Here is an 18,183-nt window from a genome sequence, read left to right on the forward strand (position 1 = left end):
CTCCCCGGAGAGATGCACATGTCAAACCGTATCGTCCTGACCGAAACCTCGTTCTTCGGCGCCGGCAGCATCGGCGTCATCGGACAGGAAGTCGCCCGGCGGGGCTTCGCGCACGCCCTGCTGGTGACCGACAGCGGGCTGCCGGGCCTGGGCCCGGTGGAGAAGGTCGTGGCGGTGCTGGAGCAGTCCGGCATCGCCTTCACGCTCTTCAGCGAGGTCAAGCCCAACCCGAGCATCGCCAACATCCGCGCGGGCGTCGCCGCCGCGAAGGCCTGCGGCGCCGACTTTCTTCTCGCCGTCGGCGGCGGCTCGGCCATCGACGCCGCGAAGGGGATCGGCATCATCCTCGCCAACCCCGAGTTCGCCGACGTGCGCTCGCTGGAAGGCCTGTCGCCCACGCGCCGGCCCAGCGTGCCGCTGATGGCCGTGCCGACCACCGCCGGCACGGCGGCGGAGGTGACGATCAACTACGTCGTCACCGACGAGGAACGGCGCCGCAAGTTCGTCTGCGTCGACCCGCACGACCTTCCGTTCGCGGCCATCGTCGACCCCGACCTGATGGCCTCGATGCCCCGCGGCCTGGCCGCGGCCACCGGCATGGACGCGCTGACGCACGCGATCGAGGGCTACGTCACCCGCGCCGCGTGGGAGATGACCGACATGTTCACGCTGAAGGCCATCGAGCTCATCGGGCCCAATCTGCGCGCCGCCGTGATCGACGGTTCGCCCGAGGCCCGCGAGAAGATCAGCCTGGCGCAGTACATCGCGGGCATGGGCTTCTCCAACGTCGGCCTGGGGCTGGTGCACGGCATGGCACACCCGCTGGGCGCGTTCTACGACACGCCGCACGGCGTGGCCAACGCGATGCTGCTGCCCCACGTCATGCGCTTCAACGCCCCGGCCACCGGCGAGAAGTTCCGCCACGTCGCGCGCGCGCTCGGCGTCGAAGGCACGGACACGATGACGCCGCCGCAGTACCGGGAAGCCGCGTGCGCGGCCGTGCAGCAGCTGGGCGCCGACCTCGGCATCCCGACGCGGCTGTCGAGCGTCGGCGTCGACGAAACCGAACTCCCGGCCCTGGCGGCCGCCGCCTTCGAGGACGTCTGCACGCCGGGCAACCCGCGCGCGGCCAGCCTCGACGAGATCCTGGAGCTGTACCGACAGCTCTTCTGACCCGCTGCCGGCCGCCACCCTGCGGCGGCCGCGGCTCACCCTTGGAACATCATGAACAAGATCCCCTGCAACACCTTCAAGAAGGCCCTCCGGGCCGGGCAGACCCAGCTCGGCATGTGGCTGTCCTGCGCGAACGCGTACACCGCGGAGATCGCCGCGACCGCGGGTTACGACTGGCTGCTGATCGACGGCGAACACGGGCCGAACGACGTGCCGACGCTGCTCGCGCAGCTGCAGGCCGTCGCCCCGTACGCGAGCCATCCGATCGTGCGGCCGGTCAACAAGGATCCGGCGCTGATCAAGCAGGTGCTGGACATCGGCGCACAGACGCTGCTCGTGCCGATGGTCGACACGGCCCAGGAGGCGCGGGACCTGGTCTGCGCGATGCGCTACGCGCCGCGCGGCATGCGCGGCGTCGGCGCGTCGGTCGCTCGGGCGGCACGCTGGGGCCGCATCCAGGACTACGCCGAGACGGTCGAGGAACAGCTGTGCCTGCTGGTGCAGGTGGAGTCGGTGCGCGGCCTGGAGAACCTCGACGAGATCCTGGCCGTCGAGGGTGTCGACGGCGTCTTCATCGGCCCGGCCGATCTGTCGGCGTCGATGGGCTACATGGGCCAGTCTGATCACCCGGTGGTGCGGGCGGCGATCGAAGGCGCGATCCGGCGCATCCGCGCCGCGGGCAAGGCCGCCGGCTTCCTGGCACCGGACCCGGCGGTCGCGCGCCACTACCTCGAATGCGGCGCGAACTTCGTCGCCATTGGCGTCGACACGATGCTGTTCACCAAGGCCATGAGCGACGCCCTGGTCGCCGTCACGGGCAGCGGGGCCACCGAACGGATGCCCAGCTCGTACTGAGGCGGCCAGCGTCCCGCGCGGCCACGCGGCTGGGGACGCTGCATTCGTCCGGCCCGCACCCGCCTCAGGGCGGCCGGAGCCGGGCGAGCACCGAAAACGACGAAGCCCGCACGAAGCGGGCTTCTGAATTTGGTTGCGGGGGGATGCAACTGCTCCCGGAGGCGTACCGCCAGATCCTGATTCGGCGCCGCGGCTGCTGATCCTCGCCCTCGGCAGAGGCCCTTGCCGGCGCGCGCGCCGACTGGATACACTGTGTGTACCGCTGAAAGGCGGCCGGGATTGGCGTCCCGGTGCACCTGCGGCGAAGGCCGCACACCGCACGTCGTGCGGCTTTTTTCATTGCCTGGACCGCTCAATGGTGGCCCTGGCGGGGAGCCGCAAGGCTCGCCGGTTCCGTCCGCGGGTGCCCGGTACGCCAACCCGTCAGGGCTGCCGCCCCTTCTTGGCGTTCGGGGTGGCAGTTGGCTCAACTGCACCCACGGAGGCCATCATGGCTGACACCCCTCTCATCGCGACCGCCGAGGTCGCCCTCCCCCTTCTCCGCATCGCCGATGGCCAGGCCACGGCCACCAGCCTGCAGATCGCCGAGCACTTCGGCAAGCGGCATGGTGATGTGATCCGTGCCGTCCGAAAGCTGGACTGCCCGCCGGAGTTCAGCCGACGCAATTTTGCGTCGGCGAAATATCTGGACGAACAGGGAAAGCCGCGCGACTGCTACCACGTCACCCGCGACGGCTTCTCCCTGCTGGCCATGGGCTTCACGGGCAAGGAAGCGATGCGGTGGAAGCTGGCCTACATCGCCGCCTTCAACGCCATGGAGGCCCAACTGCGGGCGCTGTACGTGGCGCCGCTGGTCTGCGAGAAGGAGTTCCGCGACGGCATCAAGCTGCGCGACAAGCTGGTGCTGATGGAGCAGAGCCACAAGACGATGCGGCAACTGCGCGCCGAGGCGGACCCGGCGGTGCAGCGCAACCTGTACTGGCAGCTCCGCCAGATCAACGAGACGCTGGGCATCCCCACCGAGGCGGCCGGCACGCTGCTGGGCGCCGCAGCCCCCGCTCTGCTGGCAGGCCAGGAAGGCGGTGCCCAATGAGACCCGCACCTGGCATGACGCGGCCGATGCTGCCCTACCCCCAGCTGCTGACCCTGCTCGACGAGGCCGAGGTCGGCCTGGCCGGGCTGCTGGATCTGCTGGACAAGGCTGGCAACGCCAAGGCCGACTGCACGCAGCTCGCCTACCTGATCCGGCCCTTCCACCAGAAGATCGCCGCCGCCACCAACGACCTGCACGACATGAAGGTCTGACGCCGCAAGGCAGCCACCAAGGGCCCCACACGGGGCCCTTTTCATATCCAGGCGCCGCCACAGCGGCCGAAGTCGACCGCCGATCGTCAACAGGGCGCCGACTTCCCAAGCCAGCCCGCCGTAGCCCCTCCGGCCGGCCGTGAGGTCGTCCCCCGAGAGGGCCTCGTAGCGAGGTCTCGCAAGTGGGTGCAAGCACGCTGCGCCTTTCGCTCGTTCGCAGCACCGGAGCAGGCTCCAGGCACGCCATGATGAGTGCAGTTCTCTGTGGTTCTGGTGGGTGTCGGGAGAGGCATAACATCCCTAATCGGTGGATATACGCTCATCGGAAAGCGCTACAGCGACAGTCACTTAGCTCGCATTGTTGAGATATAACATTTACATAACATACCCATTACCTAGTTATACCGACGAGTACTCACCAGCCACCAAGAAAAATCCATTTCAGATCAACAACTTAGCGAGCGGTTATGTTTCAGGTTAGGTCGGATTAGCCCCTCAACATAATCAGCAAATCATCGAAGAATCAAAGACTTAGGACGCCTTGGCGGGCGCAGTGAGGTCGGTTAGGTCGTCCCCGAGTGCCGCCCCGGATCGCTTCTCGACCGTCCGGTTGCACACCCTGGCCGGTCGGCAGCACCGGGAGGCCCATGCGGCATGCGGAAGCCGTCGTTTCCCGTCGCCGCGAAGGGGGTGGAAAGCGCATCTAAGTGCCCGCCGCCGCACTTTTTTTCACTGCTCGTCGGCGCCGTCGAAAGGGACACACGAAGCGAGAGGGCGGGGCGGGGTCCCGAGCGCGCGCTGCGGGGTGTGACCGCCCCGCCTACCGCTTGATGCACCGGGCTGGTGCGACCGGCGAGCGGGCGGCGAGGCGGCGACGGTTGCCCCCGCGCGCGGCGCGGCGAACGCTGTGGGCGATGCGGGGACTTCCGCATCGGGGTACGCCCGCCGCCGCGCGGCACGGCGGCAGCAGCACGGCCTCCGGATCAAGCTGCTCCTAAGCGAGCCGGGGCGCTTGCCGCGCCGTGCGCCGAGTGGATACACTGTGCTCGCCGCTGAAGAAGCGGCCGGGCGTGGAACCCCGTAGCACCCGCGGCGAAAGCCGCACGCCGCATGCCGTGCGGCTTTATCGTTTCGGACCGCTCAATGGCGGCCCTGGCGGGGAGCCGCAAGGCTCGCCGGTTCCGCTCCGCGGGTGCCCGGTAGTTCCAACCCGTCAGGGCTGCCGCCCTTCGTTTGGAACCGTGGGCGGCAGTTGACTCAACTGCACCCACGGAGGCCACGATGGCACCCCTTCCCGCTCGCGCCACTCCCTTCATCCTCGAAGACACCTACGTCCGGCAAGATGAGCAAGGCCGCTACTCCCTCAACGATCTCCACGTAGCAGCTGGCGGCCAACCTCGGCACCAGCCGAGCAACTGGCTGCGCACGGCTCAGGCGCAGGAGCTCGCCGCGGCCGCGAGCAATTCCTCAGATTCGAGGAATTGCCCATCGATCTCCTCGGTGCAGCAACGCGGGACCTTTGTCGTCCGTGACCTGGTCTACGCCTACGCGATGTGGATCAGCCCAGAGTTCCACCTGAAGGTCATCCGCACCTTCGACGCCGTCGTCACCGGCCGCCTGTCGCCGGCTGCCGAGCCCGTCGGCGCCGTCTCCGGCCTGCCGGCCGCCAAGCTGATCAGCCTGCAGAACCAGAGCTGGTCACTGATCCAGCGGCTGCGCGCCGAGCGCGACCCCGAGCTGCGACGCGCGCTCTACGCGCAGCTGGCTGTCGTCATGGGCGACCTCGGCCAGGCGGCGCCGGCGCTGGAGAACATCGGCCGCGATGCCCCGGCCGTGCCGGCGGTCGTTGCCGACTTCTGGAAGGTCTACGTCCAGCTCGAGGCGAAGGGCGTGCGGCTGAACCACCACCGCAACCCGTCGCTCATCGCCGTGAACCTGCGCCACTTCGTCAAGGCCGCGGCCGAGCACAAGCTGCGTGCACCCCTGGCGCAGGCGCTGCGCGACAGCCTGAGGCTGAGTCGCGCGCCGCGCTTCGTCGACGCTCGCAACGTCAAGAGCGGGCTGCTCGGCACGGCGATCTTCTGCTGGGTCTTCGAGGCCGAGCCGGAAGGCGGTGCGCAATGAGGCCCGCACCTGCCATGACGCGGCCGATGCTGCCATACCCCCAGCTGCTTGATCTGCTCGACGAGGCCGAGGTCGGCCTGGCCGGTCTGCTGGACCTGCTGGACAAGGCCGGCAACGCCAAGGCGGACTGCACGCAGCTCGCCCACCTGATCCGGCCCTTCCATCAGAAGATCGCCGCCGCCACCAACGACCTGCACGACATGAAGGTCTGACGAGACCAGGCAACAAGAAAAGGGCCCCCGCAGGGGCCCTTATCGTGGTGGTGACTGGGACAGTCGCCCGGCATCTACCTGACGGGGTCGGTTTGCCCCGTCTTGTCGCCCTCGCCGTCATCGACGACGTACGGCTCGAAGCTGATCACATCCTCGCCGAGCCAAGCGTTCACGGCGCGCAGCCGCTCCTGCAGCGGCCGGATCTCGTTGCGCGCGAACACCTTCGCCGCCGGCAGCACGGCGCCGAAGCCGCCGGTGTTGCCCGGCACGATGCCCAGCAACTGCGGCGGGATGCGGTGCGCGGCGAGCATGTCGTCGCGGCTGACCGCCTTGATGTTCAGGAACTCGTCCTTCGCCGCGACCTCGCTGACGGGGATCAGCTGAATGCCGTCCTTCTTGCCGTTCGGGCTGTACAGGAAGAGGTTGCGGAAGTTCCCCGGGCCCTTGCTGTCGCGAAGCGCCTGCCGGATCGCGTCGATGTCGCCCTGCTGCTGTGCCGGGTCGGAGATGTACAGGATGAAGCCGGCGTGGCTGCCGTTGTTGTAGTACTTGCGCCGGAAGAGCGTCGCCGACTCGTTCAGCCAGGCCGACTGCAGCGCGGACAGGTACTCGGGCAGGCCGTACACCTCCTGGTGGATGTCGGCTTCGCGAAGGTGGTGGATCGTGCCGCGATCGAACTGGTGCTCGTCGCGCCAGCCGCGCACGAAGAAGTAGTCGTCGAGGTCGGCCCCGCGGCGGACATACTTGGCCAGCGCGTGCTGCAGCCGCACCATGCGGCCGGTTCTGCTCCCTCGCCGCTCCAAGTAGGCGTTCCCGAAGATCAGGAAGTCCAGCACCCAGGCCGAGAAGGTCGCCCGGTCGAGCAGCGGGTGCTCGATGAAGGTGCTCGCGATGACGTTGCGCTTGAAGTAGATCGCCGAACTGTGGTGCACCGCAGCGCGGAAGCTGGTGGCCAGCCCCTCCCAGGACACCGGCGGCTCGTACCAGCGGCCGTTGAGCCAGCACTCGACGTAGTCGAGGATTTCGCGCCGGTCCATCACGGGGACCGGGTCGCCGAAGGTGAAGGCCTCCAGTCGTGCGGCGTCGGCAGCCGGCGCGGCGCCGGCGGTGGGGGTGTCCATCAGCAGATCTCCAAGATGCTGTTGCCCTCGGAGGTCGCGCCTTCGAGGGGTTCGTTGTCCATCGCATGCATGCAAGCCCAGGCCAGGTCGGCGTGCCCGGTCTCGTCGCTTCGGCCGGCGTCGTAGGTGACGGCGCGGCCGGAGGCCGTCAGGGTCTTGCGGATCGCCAGGAAGGCGTGCGCCAGGTCGACCCAGGACGCGTCGAACTCAAGCCGGCCCTTCGAGATCACCGACTTCGCCTTCAGCACCAGGCGGGTCTTGACCTCGACCGAGTAGTTGATCGCCTTGGCCTGCGGGAAGAACTTCGACACCAGCTGGTAGACGCCTTGGCCGATGCCCGTGGTGTCGATGCCGATGTGCGTGACGTTGTAGGTCTGGGTGATCTTGCGGATCGCCTCGGCCTGGGCCTCGAAGTCCAGGCCCCGGAACTGGTGGCGCTCCAGCGCGCGGAACTTCCCGCCCGGCGTGGCCGGCGGCGCCAGCACGACGAGGCCGGCGGTGTCGCCGGTGTGGCTCGGGTCGTAGCCGACCCAGACCGGCCGCCAGCCGAACGGGCGCTGCGTGAAAGGCTTGTAGTCGTCCCAGACCTCCCACGAGTCGACCATGCCGCGCTGCAGCTCGGAGAGCGGGAAGACGCTGTGCGAGTCGTCGATGAACTCGCACATCAGCAGGTTGGCGAACTCCTCGGGGTTGTATTCGAGGCGCAGCTCGTCGATGTCGAAGAGGTTGCAGCCGCCGGCCGCCGCGTCCAGGATCGTGACGATGTTCCGCCACACGCGATCCTCGCCAGTGAAGCCGCCGGCGAGCCGGTCGTGCGACAGGTCCAGCGCGATGCGGTCGGACTTCTCGCGGCGCTTGTTGAAGCGGTCGCCGCTCCAGTGCGCGTAGGCCTCGTGCTGGATGCTCGACGGCGTCGAGAAGTAGGTCTTCCGCCAGTGCTTGTGCATCGCCATGCCGCTGGCGACCTTGTTCAGCTCTTCGAAGCGGTGGGTCCAGAAGAACTCGTCGAAGTAGAAGTTCCCGTGGTAGCCCTGGGCGGTCTTCGCGTTGGTTCCCAGGAAGTACAGCGTGGCGCCGTTGGACAGGACGATCGGGTCGCCGGTGAGCTGCACACCGCAGGCCTCCTGGGCGAAGGCCACGATGTACTGCCGGAAGATGTGCGCCTGCGCCTTCGAGGCCGATAGGAAGATCTGGTTGCGGCCGGTCTCGATCGCGTCGGCCAGCGCCTCCCGGGCGAAGTACCAAGTCGCGCCGATCTGGCGCGACTTGAGGATCATCCGGGTGCGCTCGTGCCCGTTGCGGAACCACACCTTCTGGTAGCCGAACAGGCTGTCGCGGAAGGCGTCGAGCAGCTTCTCGTGCTGCTCCTCGTCGATGTGGTTGCGGTCGGGGCGCTTCTTGGGGCCGGCGTTGCGGCGCTCGATGTTCGGGTTGAGGTCGGCTTCCTTGCCCGTCTGCTCGTAGCGGCGCACGCGCGCCAGGCGCTCGATTTGGCGCCCCAGCAGGTCGATCTCCTTGAAGTCCCCGCCGGTCTTCTGGTCCTTGCCGATCAGCTGCACCAGCCGGGCCTCGAGCGCTCCCTCGACGCGCTCGGTGGGTTGCGCCTTGTCCCAGGCCTCGGCATCCTTCCAGGTCTGAACAGTGGTGCGCGCCTCGCCGAGGTACTCGGCGATCGAAGAGATGCGCCAGCCTTGCCAGTAGAGGTGCCGCGCGGCGCGGCGGTTGCCGGCGCTGCGCTCTGCGGCCGGCACGGTCGGCGTCTGTACAGGGGCTGCTGAGGTCACCGATCGAGGCTATCTGCGGGCCTCTCGCGCGCGACCACAGCCATGCGCGGCTGGCATCCAGCCGCACCCGCGCGCGTTGAATCCAGCGGCGGCGGCAATGAGCATCGTCGGTGTCCCTCACACCCGACCAGGCACGACGACATGGCTCAGAAATCGAAGTGGTTCCGCGTGGCCACTGAAGGCGCGACGACCGACGGCCGCCGCATCGAACGCTCGTGGATCGAGCAGATGGCCGCCAACTTCGACCCGAAGCGATACGGCGCGCGCGTCTGGCTGGAGCACTTCCGGGGCATCTACCCCGACAGCGCGTTCCGCGCCTATGGCGACGTCGTCGGCCTGAAGGCCGAGAAGGTCGAGGACGGCAAGCTCGGCCTGTTCGCGCAGATCGCGCCGCTGCCCGAGCTCGTCGACATGGTCGGCAAGGGCCAGAAGATCTACACCTCGATCGAAGTGAACCCCAAGTTCGCCGACACCGGCGAGGCCTACCTGACGGGCCTGGCCGTCACGGACAGCCCGGCCAGCCTCGGCACCGAGGTGCTGGCGTTCGCGCAACAGCACCCGGACGCCAACCCGTTCACGAAGCGCAAGAGCCACGCCGACGCGCTGTTCACCGCGGCCGTCGAGGCCTCCCTCCAGTTCGAAGACGTCGCAGACGAGGACACCGGCGTGCAGCGCTTCGCGGCGCAGCTGCGCTCGCTCGTCGACCGCTTCAAGTCGCGCGCCAAGGGCGATGACGCCCGCTTCGGCGAAGTCGTCACCGCGCTGGGCGACATGTCCGAGGCCTTCGAGGCCGCGCTCGACGACCAGGCCGAGCAGTTCAAGGCCGCCGGCGACCGGCTGAAGAAGCTCGAGGACCAGGTCGTGAAGCTGTCGGCCGACCTGAAGGCCGCCCAGGACACGCTGGCCAAGGTCGACAAGACCGAGAACCACTCGACGCAGCGCCCGCCGGCCACCGGCGGTCCCGGCCAGGTCGTCACCGACTGCTGACCCGCCGCCCGCAGCCCCCCCTCACACCATCCCTGGAGCACACCACACCATGCGCAACGAGACCCGCGCGGCCGTCAACGCCTACCTCTCCCAGCTCGCCAAGCTCTCCGGCGTCGACAGCGCCGAGAAGCAGTTCACCGTCGCCCCGAGCGTCCAGCAGACGCTGGAATCGAAGATCCAGGAGTCGAGCGCCTTCCTCTCGCAGATCAACGTCATCGGCGTGCGCGAGCTGCAGGGCGAGAAGCTCGGCCTGGGCGTCACCGGCCCGGTGGCCAGCCGCACGGACACGACGCAGAAGGACCGCGCGCCGCGTGACATCACGACGCTCGACGCCGACGGCTACCTGTGCCGCAAGACCGACTTCGACACCTTCCTCTCCTACGCGAAGCTGGACGCCTGGGCCAAGTTCCCCAACTTCCAGCAGCTGGTGCGCGACGCGATCATCCAGCGTCAGGCACTGGACCGCATGATCATCGGCTTCCACGGCATCGAGGCGGCCACCGAGACCAACCTCGCGACCCACCCGATGCTGCAGGACGTCAACATCGGCTGGCTGCAGAAGATCCGCGCCGCGGCAGACCCGCGCGTGCTGGACAGCGGCAAGACGCCCGGCAAGGTGACCTTCGGCCCGGCCGCGGGCGCCGACTACAAGAACCTCGACGCGCTCGTCTACGACGCGGTGCAACTGCTCGACCCCTGGTACCGCGAAGACCCGAGTCTGCGCGCCTTCGTCTCGCGAGACCTGGTGCACGACAAGCTGTTCCCGCTGGTCAACGACTCGCAGGACGCGACCGAGAAGGTGGCCGCCGATGTCCTCATCGGCGCCAAGCGCCTGGGCGGCCTGCAGCCGGTGCAGGTGCCCTATTTCCCCGAGGGCACTGTGCTCATCACGAGCTTCAAGAACCTGTCCATCTACTGGCAGGAAGGTGGCCGCCGCCGCACGGTGGTCGACAACGCCAAGCGCGACCGGATCGAGAACTACGAGTCCAGCAACGACGCCTACGTCGTCGAGGACTACGGCATGGTCGGCCTGGTCGAGAAGATCGAGCCGCTCAACGCCTGACGGGGAATCGCATGGCCAAGAGCCCGGTCATGCTCGCCCGCGAGCGCAAGCTCGCGGCGCGGGCGGCGCAGACCACGCCGCATGGCGCCACAGTCACCGGCAGCGCCTACGAGCTGATGCTGGCGCAGCTCATCGAGCACAAGCGCGCGCTGAAGGACATCCAGAGCGTCGAGCGCAAGATCGAAGCGAAGCGCAGCTTCCTGCCGGTCTACGACGCCTGGGTGACGGCCGCGCTGGAGCACGGCCGCGGCGCGCAGGACCTGGTGCTGATGACGCTGCTCGTGTGGTACCTTGACGTGGGCGATTTCGCCCGCGGCCTGGCCGTCGCAGAGTACGCCATCCGCCACGGACTCACGCTGCCCGACCAGTACGACCGCAAGCTGCCGACGCTGCTGCTGGATGAAGTCGCCGGCGCCGCGCTGGCCGGCAAGATTCCGGCGGAGACCGCCCTGCAGGTGCTGCAGCAGGTCGAGGCGCTGACCGCCGAGCACGACGCGCCCGACCAGGCGCGCGCGAAGCTGCAGAAGGCGATCGGTTACGCGCTGATCGGCCGGCTGTGGGCCAGCGACGTCGACATCGCCGCGCTGCCGCAGGACGTCGCCCAGGCAGCCCTGCCACCCCTGCGCCGCGCGCTCGAACTGTTCGAGGGCGTCGGCGTGAAGAAGGACATCGAGCGCCTCGAACGCCGGCTGAAGGCCGCCGGCGGCGAAGGCGCGTGATACCGATCGGCCCCGCGCCCCGGGGGCTCGGGCTGAGTCCAGGGCGGCGCAAGCCGCCCTGGACGTTGACGCCCGATCACCCCCGACCTACACCATGAGCTTCCTCGGCAGCACCATCCCTCCGACGGCTGAAGAAGAGCCGCCGCTGGCCAACGACGGCTTCGCGCCGGAGATCGACCTGCAGGCGGTGCGCGCGGCGATCCGGCTCGACGGCACCGTGACGCCGGCGCGGCTGCGCCACGCCGTGACCAACGCGGTGCTGGAGGTCAACGCCGCGATCGCCGACTGGCGAGCCGCGCAGCGGGCGGCGGGCTACGACACGCTCGCCGAGGTCCCTGGTCCAAGGCTGGGAGAGGAGCGCGCGCTGGTTCTGCACTACCTGCGCGCCGTGTACGCATCCGCGCATGCGAGCCTAGTGGAGGCCTACCGGGACTTCGACACGACCGGCGCCGGCGACAAGCGCGCCGAGAAGCTCGAGCTCAGCGCCGACGCGCTGCGCCGTGACAGCCAGTGGGCGATCGCGGATCTCGTCGGCCGCCGGCGCACGACCGTGGAGCTGATCTGATGCAGGTGCGCGCGCTCCAGGGCGACACCGTCGACGCGCTGTGCTGGCGCCACCTCGGCCGCACGCAGGGCGTCGTCGAAGCGACGCTCGAACTCAACAAGGGTCTGGCCGCGAGCAGCGTGCTCGCCGCCGGGCAGCTGGTCGAGCTGGCCGAGCCGGCGGCCAGCACCACCACCACCCGCTCGACCGTCCAGCTCTGGGAGTGACCCCGACATGCCTCCGGAAACCGTCCCGAACACCGCCAGCCTGACGGCTGGCTCCCTGGCTGCGATCGCCGCCGGCATGCCCTCGGGCCTCACCATCGCCGCGGCCATCGTCGGCGGCCTCATCGCGGTCTGGATGGAGCACAGCGACGAGATCTCGATCAGCCTGCGCTGGGTCGGCGGCGCCGCCCTGCGCGTCATCGTGTCGGCCGCCGCCGGCATCGCGCTCGCCGCGATCGCGCTGGCGATCGCGGCGCATCCGGAGAGCGTGCTGGCGCCTATCGCCGGCGCGCCGGAGTGGGCCCTGGCCGGCGTGATCGCCGCCAGCGTCCGAAAGTTCGCGCCCCTGGCCTGGTCGGCCGCCACCGCCTGGCTGCAGCGCAAGACCACCCGGGCGGCCGCTGAGGAGTGACCATGGACCTGCTGTTCGGCCTCGCGTGCATCCTCGTCGCCGGCGTCGTCATGACGCTGGCCCTCGTGATCCTCGGGACGTCGGCGCGCCGCGAGCTGTCGCTGCGCACCGCCGCGGCGGCCACGCTCGCGCTGAGCGGCGTCGGCCTGCTGGTGCTGGGCATCGACGGTGCCCAGGCCGGCGCCGAGCGCTGGCTGGCGCTGCTGCTGCCGCTGGCGGCCGCGCTGTGGAGCGCACACGCCTGGCGCCACCGGCGCCGCCGCGCTGCGGCCAGGCCTCCGCTCACCGCGAGGCGCTCGTGGTGATCCGCGACGACCTGCTGCAGCACGCCGCAGTGGGCGGGCAGATCTGCGGCTTGGTGATCATGCTGCTGGTGCCCCACGGCTGGAGCCTGGGCCCGGCCATCGGCTTGGGCCTGCTGCTGGCCGGCGCCGCCGCGCTCGGCCGGGAAGCGTGGCAGTGGTGGAAGCGCACGGGCACGGCCGCGCCTGACGACGCCGCCGCCACCTACGCCGGCGCGCTGCTGATCGCGGCGGTCGCCCAGTGGGCGATCGGGGGCTGACCGTGGCCGCGAAGACCGCCGCGCTGCGCGACGTGCCGCCCGAAGGGCTGGAACTGGTGAAGTCCTTCGAAGGCTGCCCCGACGGCGACCCGAGCACCGTCAACCTCGACCCCTACCTGGACCCGGTCGGGATCTGGACCATCGGCTGGGGCCACGCGATCGCCGACGGCGCCGGGCGCTGGCTGCGCGGGCCGGCGGCCGCCGTCCAGGCCCGGGCGCTGTACCCGGGCGGCATCACCCGGGACCAGGCCGAGACGCTGCTGCGCGCCGACCTGCTCGACGCCTGCCGCGACGTGCAGCGCCTGGTGACGGGGCCCCTGAGCGACGCGCAGTTCGGCGCCCTGGTCAGCTTCACCTTCAACCTCGGCGCACCGGCCCTGGCCAGATCCAAGCTGCTCGCGTGCCTCAACGCAGGCGACGCCGCCGGCGCCGCGGACCAGTTCCTCGTCTGGGACAAGGCGCGTGTGGACGGCGTGCTCCAGGCGCTACCGGGGCTGACGCGCCGCCGCCGCGCCGAACGCGCGCTGTTCCGCGGCCAGGACTGGCGAGCCGCATCCAGGAGCCCACGATGAACCGTCTCACCGTCGTCGCCATCGCAGCGCTCGCAACGCTGGCCAGCGGCCTCATCGCCTGGGGCCTCGGGTCGGCAGCCGGGGCTGCAGACGCCCGCACCGCCTGCTCGGCCGCGGAAGACAGGACCACCGCAGCCCACGCCCAGGCCGCGGCGTCGGCGGCCACCAGCGTGCTCTACACCGAGCGCGACGTGCGCCAGCTGCTCGACGACCAGGCCGCCAACCTCCGAAAGGACGCCGACCGTGAGAAGGCATCTCGTGATCGCATCGCTGCTGACGTCCGCGCTGGCGCTGTCCGCATGTCAATCCCCGTCGCCGCCGCTGCGCCTGGTGCAGCCGCCTGTGGTGCAGCTTCCGCCGCTGCCGCCGGAGATCGGCACGAAGCGCGAGCCGAACTTGCGCCAGAGACTGGACTCGCTCTTACAGCCATCGCCGACGACGGCGACGACGCCATCGCCCAGCTCAACACCTGCATCGACGCCTACAACGGCGCCCGGGCCCGGCTCGCGGGCCAGCAGCTGACCGAGGTGCGCTGATGTACAAGCCGGCCAGCCTGCGCGATCACCTGACGTCGGCGCTGCCCGACCTGCGCCGCGACCCCGACAAGCTGGCGATCAGCATCCAGAAGGGGACGGTCCAGGCCACGGCGGCCCCGGGCCTGTCGAACCTGCTGCAGTACACGCTGCGCCTGCTCTTCCTCGACTACGCCGGGCACGTCGACGCGATCACGGTGCCGCTGCTGGCCTGGCTGCGCCGGCACCAGCCCGAGCTGCTGGACAACCCGGACCTGCGCGCGCGTGCAGTGCGCTTCGAGGTCGACTTCCTGAACGCGAAGACCGTCGACCTGCAGATCGAGCTGGACCTGTCCGAGCGCGTTATCGTCACCGAGTCCACCGAACAGCCCGGCCGCCTGGATGCTCGGCACCCGGTCGAGCCGGCCCTGCTCGACGACCGGCCGATGCCCGAGCACTGGGAGCTGTACCTGCGCGACCAGTTGCTCGCGTCCTGGGATCTGCCGGCCAGCTGATGGACAGCCTGCGCGCACTCGAAGACTGGGCGGAGCCGCTGCTGCGCCAGCTGAGCCGCGCCGAACAGCGCAAGCTGGCCCGCACCGTCGCGCGCGAGCTGCGCCGCAGCCAGGCGGCGCGCATCGGCCAGCAGCGCAACGCCGACGGCTCGCCATACGAGCCGCGGCTCGACCGTCGCCGCCTACGCGAGCGCATGTTCCAGCGCTTGCGCACGGCCGCGCGATTGCGCATGCTGGCGGACGCCGAGGGCGCAGCCGTCGGCTTCACCGGGCGCACCGCCAGAATCGCCCGCGTTCACCAGCTCGGCCTGCGCGACCAGGTGCAGCCCGGCGGCCCGACCCACATCTACGCGCGCCGCGAGCTGCTCGGTTTCACGCCCGGCGACGTCGAACTCGTGCGCGACCTCCTCCTGCAGCACCTGACCGCTCGCGGCTGACAGCCAGCCGCACCTCGCGCGCGCGACTGGCGCACGCCCCGCCGGCACCATCAGCCGGATGGAATCGGAGCTGTCCCGCCGCCTTGCAAACGTCATCCGCGCCGGCGTCGTCGCGCACGTCGACGGCGCCGCGGCGCGCGTGCGCGTGCGCAGCGGCGAGCTGCTCACCGACTGGCTGCCCTGGCTGGTGCAGCGCGCCGGCGACGTCGTCACCTGGTGTGCGCCGTCGGTGGGCGAGCAGTGCCTGCTGCTGGCGCCCGGCGGCGATCTCGCCGCGGCCGTCGTGCTGCCCGGCATCTACAGCACTGCCGTCCCGGCGCCGGCACAGGATGTCCAGGTCGCGCTCGTGCGCTTCCCCGACGGGACGGTGCTGCGGCACGACTTCGCCGCGCGCGAGCTGCTCATCGATGTCGCCGCGGGCGGCAGCCTGACGCTGCGCTGCGGCCCCTCCAGCCTCGTCCTCGACGCCGAAGGCGCGCGCATCACCGCGCCGCGCATCGACCTGAACTGAGCACATGGCCGTCACCCTGTCCCCCGCGACCGACCTGCCGCTGATCCTGGCCCAGGAGCACGAGGTCAGCCAGATCGCAACGGTCACGGCCGCGAGCGACCTGCCGGAGGACCCGGTCACCGAGGTGACCTGGAGCGCGCCCGAGCCGCTGCCGCCGCAGTGCACCGTCGTGGTCGCCGTCCCGTCGCTGACGCTGACGATCCCGCATTTCGCCGACCTCTTCCCGATCCGCGAGATCCGCTTCCTGCGGGCCGGTGAGATCGCCTCGTGCACGCGCTGGGTCGACCTGCCGGCCGACGCGGAAGATGTCGTCGCCTACCGGCCCGACACGCGCTCGATGCGCGACTTCGCGTTCCGCGTGGCCGCCAAGACGCAGGCCGGCCTGACGGCCGCCGCCACCTACGTCATCCGCGTCTACGCCAACTACAGCCTGGGCCGAGACACCCTGCAGGAGGCGATCGATGCCCGCCGTTAGCCGCCTAGGCGACACCTGCACCGGACATGGCTGCTTCCCGCCACGCGCGAGCACGGGCGGCAGCGGCAGCGTCTTCATCAACGGGAAGCCGGCGCACCGGCAGGGCGATGGCTGGGCCGTGCACAGCTGCGGCGATTCGCACCACGCCTCCCAGCTCGCCAGCGGCAGCGCCAGCGTCCGCGCCAACGGCCTGCCGCTCGCGCGCATCGGCGACCCGATCGCCTGCGGCTCGGCGGTCGCCGTCGGCAGCGACAACGTCTTCGCGGGGGGCTGATGCAGGGCATGAACCGCACCAGCGGCGCCGCGATCTCCGACGTCGCCCATCTGCAGCAGAGCATCGCCGACATCCTCGGCACGCCGCTCGGCACGCGGCTGATGCGCCGCGACTACGGCAGCCTGCTCCCCGAGCTGCTGGACCAGCCCGACAACGGCGCCACGCGCGTGCGGCTCCACGCGGCCATCGCCTCGGCGCTCATGCGCTGGGAGCCGCGCATCCGCCTGTCGAGCGCAGCCATCAGCACCGGCACGCGCGCCGGACAGGTCATCGTCGACATCACCGGCACCTACATCCGCGCGTCGGGTGAGCAGCAGCTCCTCGCGCTGCGCGTGCCGATCCTCGCCGCAGGAGCCGTATGAGCAACGCTCAGCTCATCGACATGTCCAAGCTGCCGGCCCCGACGGTCGTGCAGACCCTGGACTTCGAGACCATCTTCGCTGGGCTGAAGGCCGACCTGGTGGCCGCCTATCCCGACGCCGCCGACGTGCTCGAGCTGGAGTCCGAGCCGCTGACGATCTGGCTGCAGCGCACCGCCTACGAGGTACTGCTGCTGCGCAGCCAGATGAACGACGCAGCGCGGGCCGTCATGCTGGCCTACGCCACCGGCAGCGACTTGGACCAGCTCGGCGCGTTCTTCGGCGTCGAGCGCCTGGTCGTCACGCCGGCAGACGTCGAGGCGATCCCTCCGGTGGAAGCCGTGATGGAGAGCGACGACGCGCTGCGCGAGCGCATTCAACTTTCGCCGCAGGGCTACACGACGGCCGGCCCGGTGGGTGCCTACGTCTACCACGCACGCTCGGCCTCGGGCCAGGTCCTGGACGCGTCGGCAACGAGCCCGTCGCCCGGGCAGGTGCTGGTCAGCGTGCTGTCCAGCACCGGCGACGGCACGGCCGGCGCCGAGCTGCTGGCCACTGTGGCTGCGGCGCTGTCGGCAGAGGATGTGCGGCCCATCACCGACGAGGTCGTCGTGCAGAGCGCGACGATCGTGCCCTACCGCATCGAGGCCACCGTCTACACGCTCTACGGGCCGGACTCGTCGACGGTGCTCTCCACCATCGACACCCGCATCCGCGCCTACGCGGCAGCGCAGCACCGGATCGGACGCCAGCCGACGCTCTCGGGCATCTACGCGGCGCTGCACATCGACGGCGTTCAGCGCGTCGTGCTGACCTCGCCGGCGGCCGACGTCGCCGTCGGGGCGACCCAGGCGTCGTGGTGCGAAGAGATCTCGATCACCTACGGGGGTACGGGTGACTAAGTCGCTGCTGCCGCCCAACGCCGGCGCGCTCGACCGAGCCGCCGAATCGGCCGTCGCCAACGCGATCGGGGCCATCCCGATCCCGCACCGGGATCTCTGGTCGCCCGAGCGCTGCCCGATCGACCTGCTGCCCTGGCTGGCCTGGGCCGTCGGGGTCGAGGGCTGGCGCTCGTACTGGCCGGAGGCGCTCAAGCGCGAGCGCGTGCGCCGCGCCATCGAGATCTCCCGCACCAAGGGCACTGTGGCCAGCGTGCGCCGGGTCGTGGAGAGCTTCGGCGGACAGATCGCCCTGCGCGAGTGGTGGCAGACGACGCCGAAGGGCACGCCCCACACCTTCGAGCTCGTGCTGACGCTCACGGGCGACAGCGGCGCCGAAACCAGCGCCGCCTTCGTCGACGACGTCATCGCCGAGGTCAACCGCACGAAGCCGCTGCGCAGCCACTTCACCTTCGTCCAGGGGCTCGCTGCCCAGGCCGGCGCGTCGATCGTCGCCGCGGCGCGACCAGCCGCCTACGCCAGGCTCGACCTGGCCGTCCAGTAA

At 70.2% G+C, this 18,183-nt stretch carries 26 protein-coding genes; 24 read left to right on the forward strand and 2 right to left on the reverse strand.

Features of this window, described 5'->3' with window-relative positions:
• The first annotated feature begins 18 nt into the window (after positions 1–18).
• The 6 genes from fucO to EV684_RS02760 all read left to right on the forward strand — a co-directional run bounded on the left by fucO (position 19) and on the right by EV684_RS02760 (position 5,669).
• Positions 19–1,173, forward strand: a complete 1,155-nt coding sequence (gene fucO, locus EV684_RS02735; RefSeq protein WP_132644659.1) for a lactaldehyde reductase — start codon at positions 19–21, stop codon at positions 1,171–1,173.
• Between the two features lie 51 nt (positions 1,174–1,224).
• Entirely contained in the window at positions 1,225–2,028 is an 804-nt protein-coding gene (hpaI, locus tag EV684_RS02740) for a 4-hydroxy-2-oxoheptanedioate aldolase (protein WP_132644660.1), read from the forward strand.
• 490 nt (positions 2,029–2,518) lie between these two features.
• Complete coding sequence (locus EV684_RS02745; RefSeq protein ID WP_200222278.1) at positions 2,519–3,121, forward strand: Rha family transcriptional regulator; 603 nt, start codon at positions 2,519–2,521, stop codon at positions 3,119–3,121.
• Positions 3,118–3,333: a hypothetical protein gene (locus EV684_RS02750; protein ID WP_132644662.1), complete on the forward strand. Its 216-nt coding sequence runs from the start codon at positions 3,118–3,120 to the stop codon at positions 3,331–3,333. The genes EV684_RS02745 and EV684_RS02750 overlap by 4 nt, the downstream gene beginning before the upstream one ends.
• Positions 3,334–4,614: 1,281 nt before the next feature.
• The gene (locus EV684_RS02755; RefSeq protein ID WP_132644663.1) at positions 4,615–5,457 is read left to right on the forward strand and encodes a KilA-N domain-containing protein; all 843 of its coding nucleotides are present in this window, start codon (positions 4,615–4,617) and stop codon (positions 5,455–5,457) included.
• A gap of 26 nt (positions 5,458–5,483) precedes the next feature.
• Positions 5,484–5,669, forward strand: coding sequence for a DUF1484 family protein (locus EV684_RS02760; RefSeq protein ID WP_132644664.1), 186 nt, complete (start codon positions 5,484–5,486; stop codon positions 5,667–5,669).
• 74 nt (positions 5,670–5,743) lie between these two features.
• On the opposite strand, the gene EV684_RS02765 is transcribed toward EV684_RS02760, so the two are convergent.
• On the reverse strand, positions 5,744–6,790 hold the full coding sequence (locus EV684_RS02765; RefSeq protein WP_132644665.1) for a phage portal protein: 1,047 nt from the start codon (positions 6,788–6,790) through the stop codon (positions 5,744–5,746).
• The gene (locus EV684_RS02770) at positions 6,790–8,541 is read right to left on the reverse strand and encodes a terminase ATPase subunit family protein (protein ID WP_243651020.1); all 1,752 of its coding nucleotides are present in this window, start codon (positions 8,539–8,541) and stop codon (positions 6,790–6,792) included. The genes EV684_RS02765 and EV684_RS02770 overlap by 1 nt, the downstream gene beginning before the upstream one ends.
• A gap of 174 nt (positions 8,542–8,715) precedes the next feature.
• On the opposite strand from EV684_RS02770, the gene EV684_RS02775 reads away from it, so the two are divergent.
• From EV684_RS02775 to EV684_RS02860, 18 genes are all read left to right on the forward strand, one after another.
• Positions 8,716–9,561, forward strand: a complete 846-nt coding sequence (locus tag EV684_RS02775) for a GPO family capsid scaffolding protein (protein ID WP_132644667.1) — start codon at positions 8,716–8,718, stop codon at positions 9,559–9,561.
• A 49-nt stretch (positions 9,562–9,610) separates the two neighbouring features.
• Positions 9,611–10,624 (forward strand): phage major capsid protein, P2 family, encoded by a 1,014-nt coding sequence (locus tag EV684_RS02780; RefSeq protein WP_132644668.1) that lies wholly within the window; start codon positions 9,611–9,613, stop codon positions 10,622–10,624.
• Between the two features lie 11 nt (positions 10,625–10,635).
• On the forward strand, positions 10,636–11,343 hold the full coding sequence (gene gpM / locus EV684_RS02785) for a phage terminase small subunit (protein WP_242478390.1): 708 nt from the start codon (positions 10,636–10,638) through the stop codon (positions 11,341–11,343).
• A 94-nt stretch (positions 11,344–11,437) separates the two neighbouring features.
• Complete coding sequence (locus tag EV684_RS02790; RefSeq protein WP_132644669.1) at positions 11,438–11,908, forward strand: head completion/stabilization protein; 471 nt, start codon at positions 11,438–11,440, stop codon at positions 11,906–11,908.
• Positions 11,908–12,114, forward strand: a complete 207-nt coding sequence (locus tag EV684_RS02795; protein ID WP_132644670.1) for a tail protein X — start codon at positions 11,908–11,910, stop codon at positions 12,112–12,114. The genes EV684_RS02790 and EV684_RS02795 overlap by 1 nt, the downstream gene beginning before the upstream one ends.
• Positions 12,115–12,121: 7 nt before the next feature.
• Positions 12,122–12,523 (forward strand): hypothetical protein, encoded by a 402-nt coding sequence (locus EV684_RS02800; RefSeq protein ID WP_132644671.1) that lies wholly within the window; start codon positions 12,122–12,124, stop codon positions 12,521–12,523.
• A gap of 2 nt (positions 12,524–12,525) precedes the next feature.
• Positions 12,526–12,828, forward strand: coding sequence for a hypothetical protein (locus EV684_RS02805; protein ID WP_132644672.1), 303 nt, complete (start codon positions 12,526–12,528; stop codon positions 12,826–12,828).
• Complete coding sequence (locus EV684_RS02810; RefSeq protein WP_132644673.1) at positions 12,825–13,085, forward strand: hypothetical protein; 261 nt, start codon at positions 12,825–12,827, stop codon at positions 13,083–13,085. Before EV684_RS02805 ends, EV684_RS02810 begins: the two co-directional genes overlap by 4 nt.
• A 2-nt stretch (positions 13,086–13,087) precedes the next feature.
• Positions 13,088–13,657, forward strand: a complete 570-nt coding sequence (locus EV684_RS02815) for a lysozyme (RefSeq protein ID WP_132644674.1) — start codon at positions 13,088–13,090, stop codon at positions 13,655–13,657.
• A complete protein-coding gene (locus tag EV684_RS02820) occupies positions 13,654–14,193 on the forward strand; it encodes a hypothetical protein (protein ID WP_132644675.1) in 540 nt (179 codons plus the stop codon). Before EV684_RS02815 ends, EV684_RS02820 begins: the two co-directional genes overlap by 4 nt.
• Positions 14,193–14,684, forward strand: a complete 492-nt coding sequence (locus tag EV684_RS02825; RefSeq protein ID WP_132644676.1) for a phage tail protein — start codon at positions 14,193–14,195, stop codon at positions 14,682–14,684. The genes EV684_RS02820 and EV684_RS02825 overlap by 1 nt, the downstream gene beginning before the upstream one ends.
• A complete protein-coding gene (locus EV684_RS02830; protein WP_375138613.1) occupies positions 14,684–15,121 on the forward strand; it encodes a phage virion morphogenesis protein in 438 nt (145 codons plus the stop codon). Before EV684_RS02825 ends, EV684_RS02830 begins: the two co-directional genes overlap by 1 nt.
• A gap of 58 nt (positions 15,122–15,179) precedes the next feature.
• On the forward strand, positions 15,180–15,632 hold the full coding sequence (locus EV684_RS02835; RefSeq protein ID WP_132644678.1) for a phage baseplate assembly protein V: 453 nt from the start codon (positions 15,180–15,182) through the stop codon (positions 15,630–15,632).
• A 4-nt stretch (positions 15,633–15,636) separates the two neighbouring features.
• Positions 15,637–16,107 carry a hypothetical protein gene (locus EV684_RS02840; protein ID WP_132644679.1) on the forward strand — a complete coding sequence of 157 codons (471 nt, stop codon included), beginning with the start codon at positions 15,637–15,639 and terminating at the stop codon, positions 16,105–16,107.
• Positions 16,094–16,381 (forward strand): PAAR domain-containing protein, encoded by a 288-nt coding sequence (locus tag EV684_RS02845; protein ID WP_132644680.1) that lies wholly within the window; start codon positions 16,094–16,096, stop codon positions 16,379–16,381. The genes EV684_RS02840 and EV684_RS02845 overlap by 14 nt, the downstream gene beginning before the upstream one ends.
• Positions 16,381–16,743 carry a GPW/gp25 family protein gene (locus tag EV684_RS02850; protein WP_132644681.1) on the forward strand — a complete coding sequence of 121 codons (363 nt, stop codon included), beginning with the start codon at positions 16,381–16,383 and terminating at the stop codon, positions 16,741–16,743. The genes EV684_RS02845 and EV684_RS02850 overlap by 1 nt, the downstream gene beginning before the upstream one ends.
• Positions 16,740–17,642: a baseplate assembly protein gene (locus tag EV684_RS02855; protein ID WP_132644682.1), complete on the forward strand. Its 903-nt coding sequence runs from the start codon at positions 16,740–16,742 to the stop codon at positions 17,640–17,642. The genes EV684_RS02850 and EV684_RS02855 overlap by 4 nt, the downstream gene beginning before the upstream one ends.
• Positions 17,635–18,183, forward strand: a complete 549-nt coding sequence (locus EV684_RS02860; protein ID WP_132644683.1) for a phage tail protein I — start codon at positions 17,635–17,637, stop codon at positions 18,181–18,183. Before EV684_RS02855 ends, EV684_RS02860 begins: the two co-directional genes overlap by 8 nt.

The organism is Rubrivivax gelatinosus (assembly GCF_004340905.1).
Taxonomy (GTDB): Bacteria; Pseudomonadota; Gammaproteobacteria; order Burkholderiales; family Burkholderiaceae_C; genus Rubrivivax; species Rubrivivax gelatinosus.

Bases quoted from the DNA above. Each gene is read 5' to 3' on its own strand.
- EV684_RS02845 (WP_132644680.1), top strand. From the start codon at position 16,094: ATGCCCGCCGTTAGCCGCCTAGGCGACACCTGCACCGGACATGGCTGC.
- EV684_RS02820 (WP_132644675.1), top strand. From the start codon at position 13,654: ATGAACCGTCTCACCGTCGTCGCCATCGCAGCGCTCGCAACGCTGGCC.
- EV684_RS02835 (WP_132644678.1), top strand. From the start codon at position 15,180: ATGGAATCGGAGCTGTCCCGCCGCCTTGCAAACGTCATCCGCGCCGGC.
- EV684_RS02780 (WP_132644668.1), top strand. From the start codon at position 9,611: ATGCGCAACGAGACCCGCGCGGCCGTCAACGCCTACCTCTCCCAGCTC.
- EV684_RS02800 (WP_132644671.1), top strand. From the start codon at position 12,122: ATGCCTCCGGAAACCGTCCCGAACACCGCCAGCCTGACGGCTGGCTCC.
- EV684_RS02840 (WP_132644679.1), top strand. From the start codon at position 15,637: ATGGCCGTCACCCTGTCCCCCGCGACCGACCTGCCGCTGATCCTGGCC.
- EV684_RS02850 (WP_132644681.1), top strand. From the start codon at position 16,381: ATGCAGGGCATGAACCGCACCAGCGGCGCCGCGATCTCCGACGTCGCC.
- hpaI (WP_132644660.1), top strand. From the start codon at position 1,225: ATGAACAAGATCCCCTGCAACACCTTCAAGAAGGCCCTCCGGGCCGGG.
- EV684_RS02745 (WP_200222278.1), top strand. From the start codon at position 2,519: ATGGCTGACACCCCTCTCATCGCGACCGCCGAGGTCGCCCTCCCCCTT.
- EV684_RS02755 (WP_132644663.1), top strand. From the start codon at position 4,615: ATGGCACCCCTTCCCGCTCGCGCCACTCCCTTCATCCTCGAAGACACC.
- fucO (WP_132644659.1), top strand. From the start codon at position 19: ATGTCAAACCGTATCGTCCTGACCGAAACCTCGTTCTTCGGCGCCGGC.
- EV684_RS02855 (WP_132644682.1), top strand. From the start codon at position 16,740: ATGAGCAACGCTCAGCTCATCGACATGTCCAAGCTGCCGGCCCCGACG.
- EV684_RS02760 (WP_132644664.1), top strand. From the start codon at position 5,484: ATGCTGCCATACCCCCAGCTGCTTGATCTGCTCGACGAGGCCGAGGTC.
- EV684_RS02775 (WP_132644667.1), top strand. From the start codon at position 8,716: ATGGCTCAGAAATCGAAGTGGTTCCGCGTGGCCACTGAAGGCGCGACG.
- EV684_RS02805 (WP_132644672.1), top strand. From the start codon at position 12,526: ATGGACCTGCTGTTCGGCCTCGCGTGCATCCTCGTCGCCGGCGTCGTC.
- EV684_RS02795 (WP_132644670.1), top strand. From the start codon at position 11,908: ATGCAGGTGCGCGCGCTCCAGGGCGACACCGTCGACGCGCTGTGCTGG.
- EV684_RS02750 (WP_132644662.1), top strand. From the start codon at position 3,118: ATGAGACCCGCACCTGGCATGACGCGGCCGATGCTGCCCTACCCCCAG.
- EV684_RS02765 (WP_132644665.1), bottom strand. From the start codon at position 6,790: ATGGACACCCCCACCGCCGGCGCCGCGCCGGCTGCCGACGCCGCACGA.
- gpM (WP_242478390.1), top strand. From the start codon at position 10,636: ATGGCCAAGAGCCCGGTCATGCTCGCCCGCGAGCGCAAGCTCGCGGCG.
- EV684_RS02790 (WP_132644669.1), top strand. From the start codon at position 11,438: ATGAGCTTCCTCGGCAGCACCATCCCTCCGACGGCTGAAGAAGAGCCG.
- EV684_RS02830 (WP_375138613.1), top strand. From the start codon at position 14,684: ATGGACAGCCTGCGCGCACTCGAAGACTGGGCGGAGCCGCTGCTGCGC.
- EV684_RS02825 (WP_132644676.1), top strand. From the start codon at position 14,193: ATGTACAAGCCGGCCAGCCTGCGCGATCACCTGACGTCGGCGCTGCCC.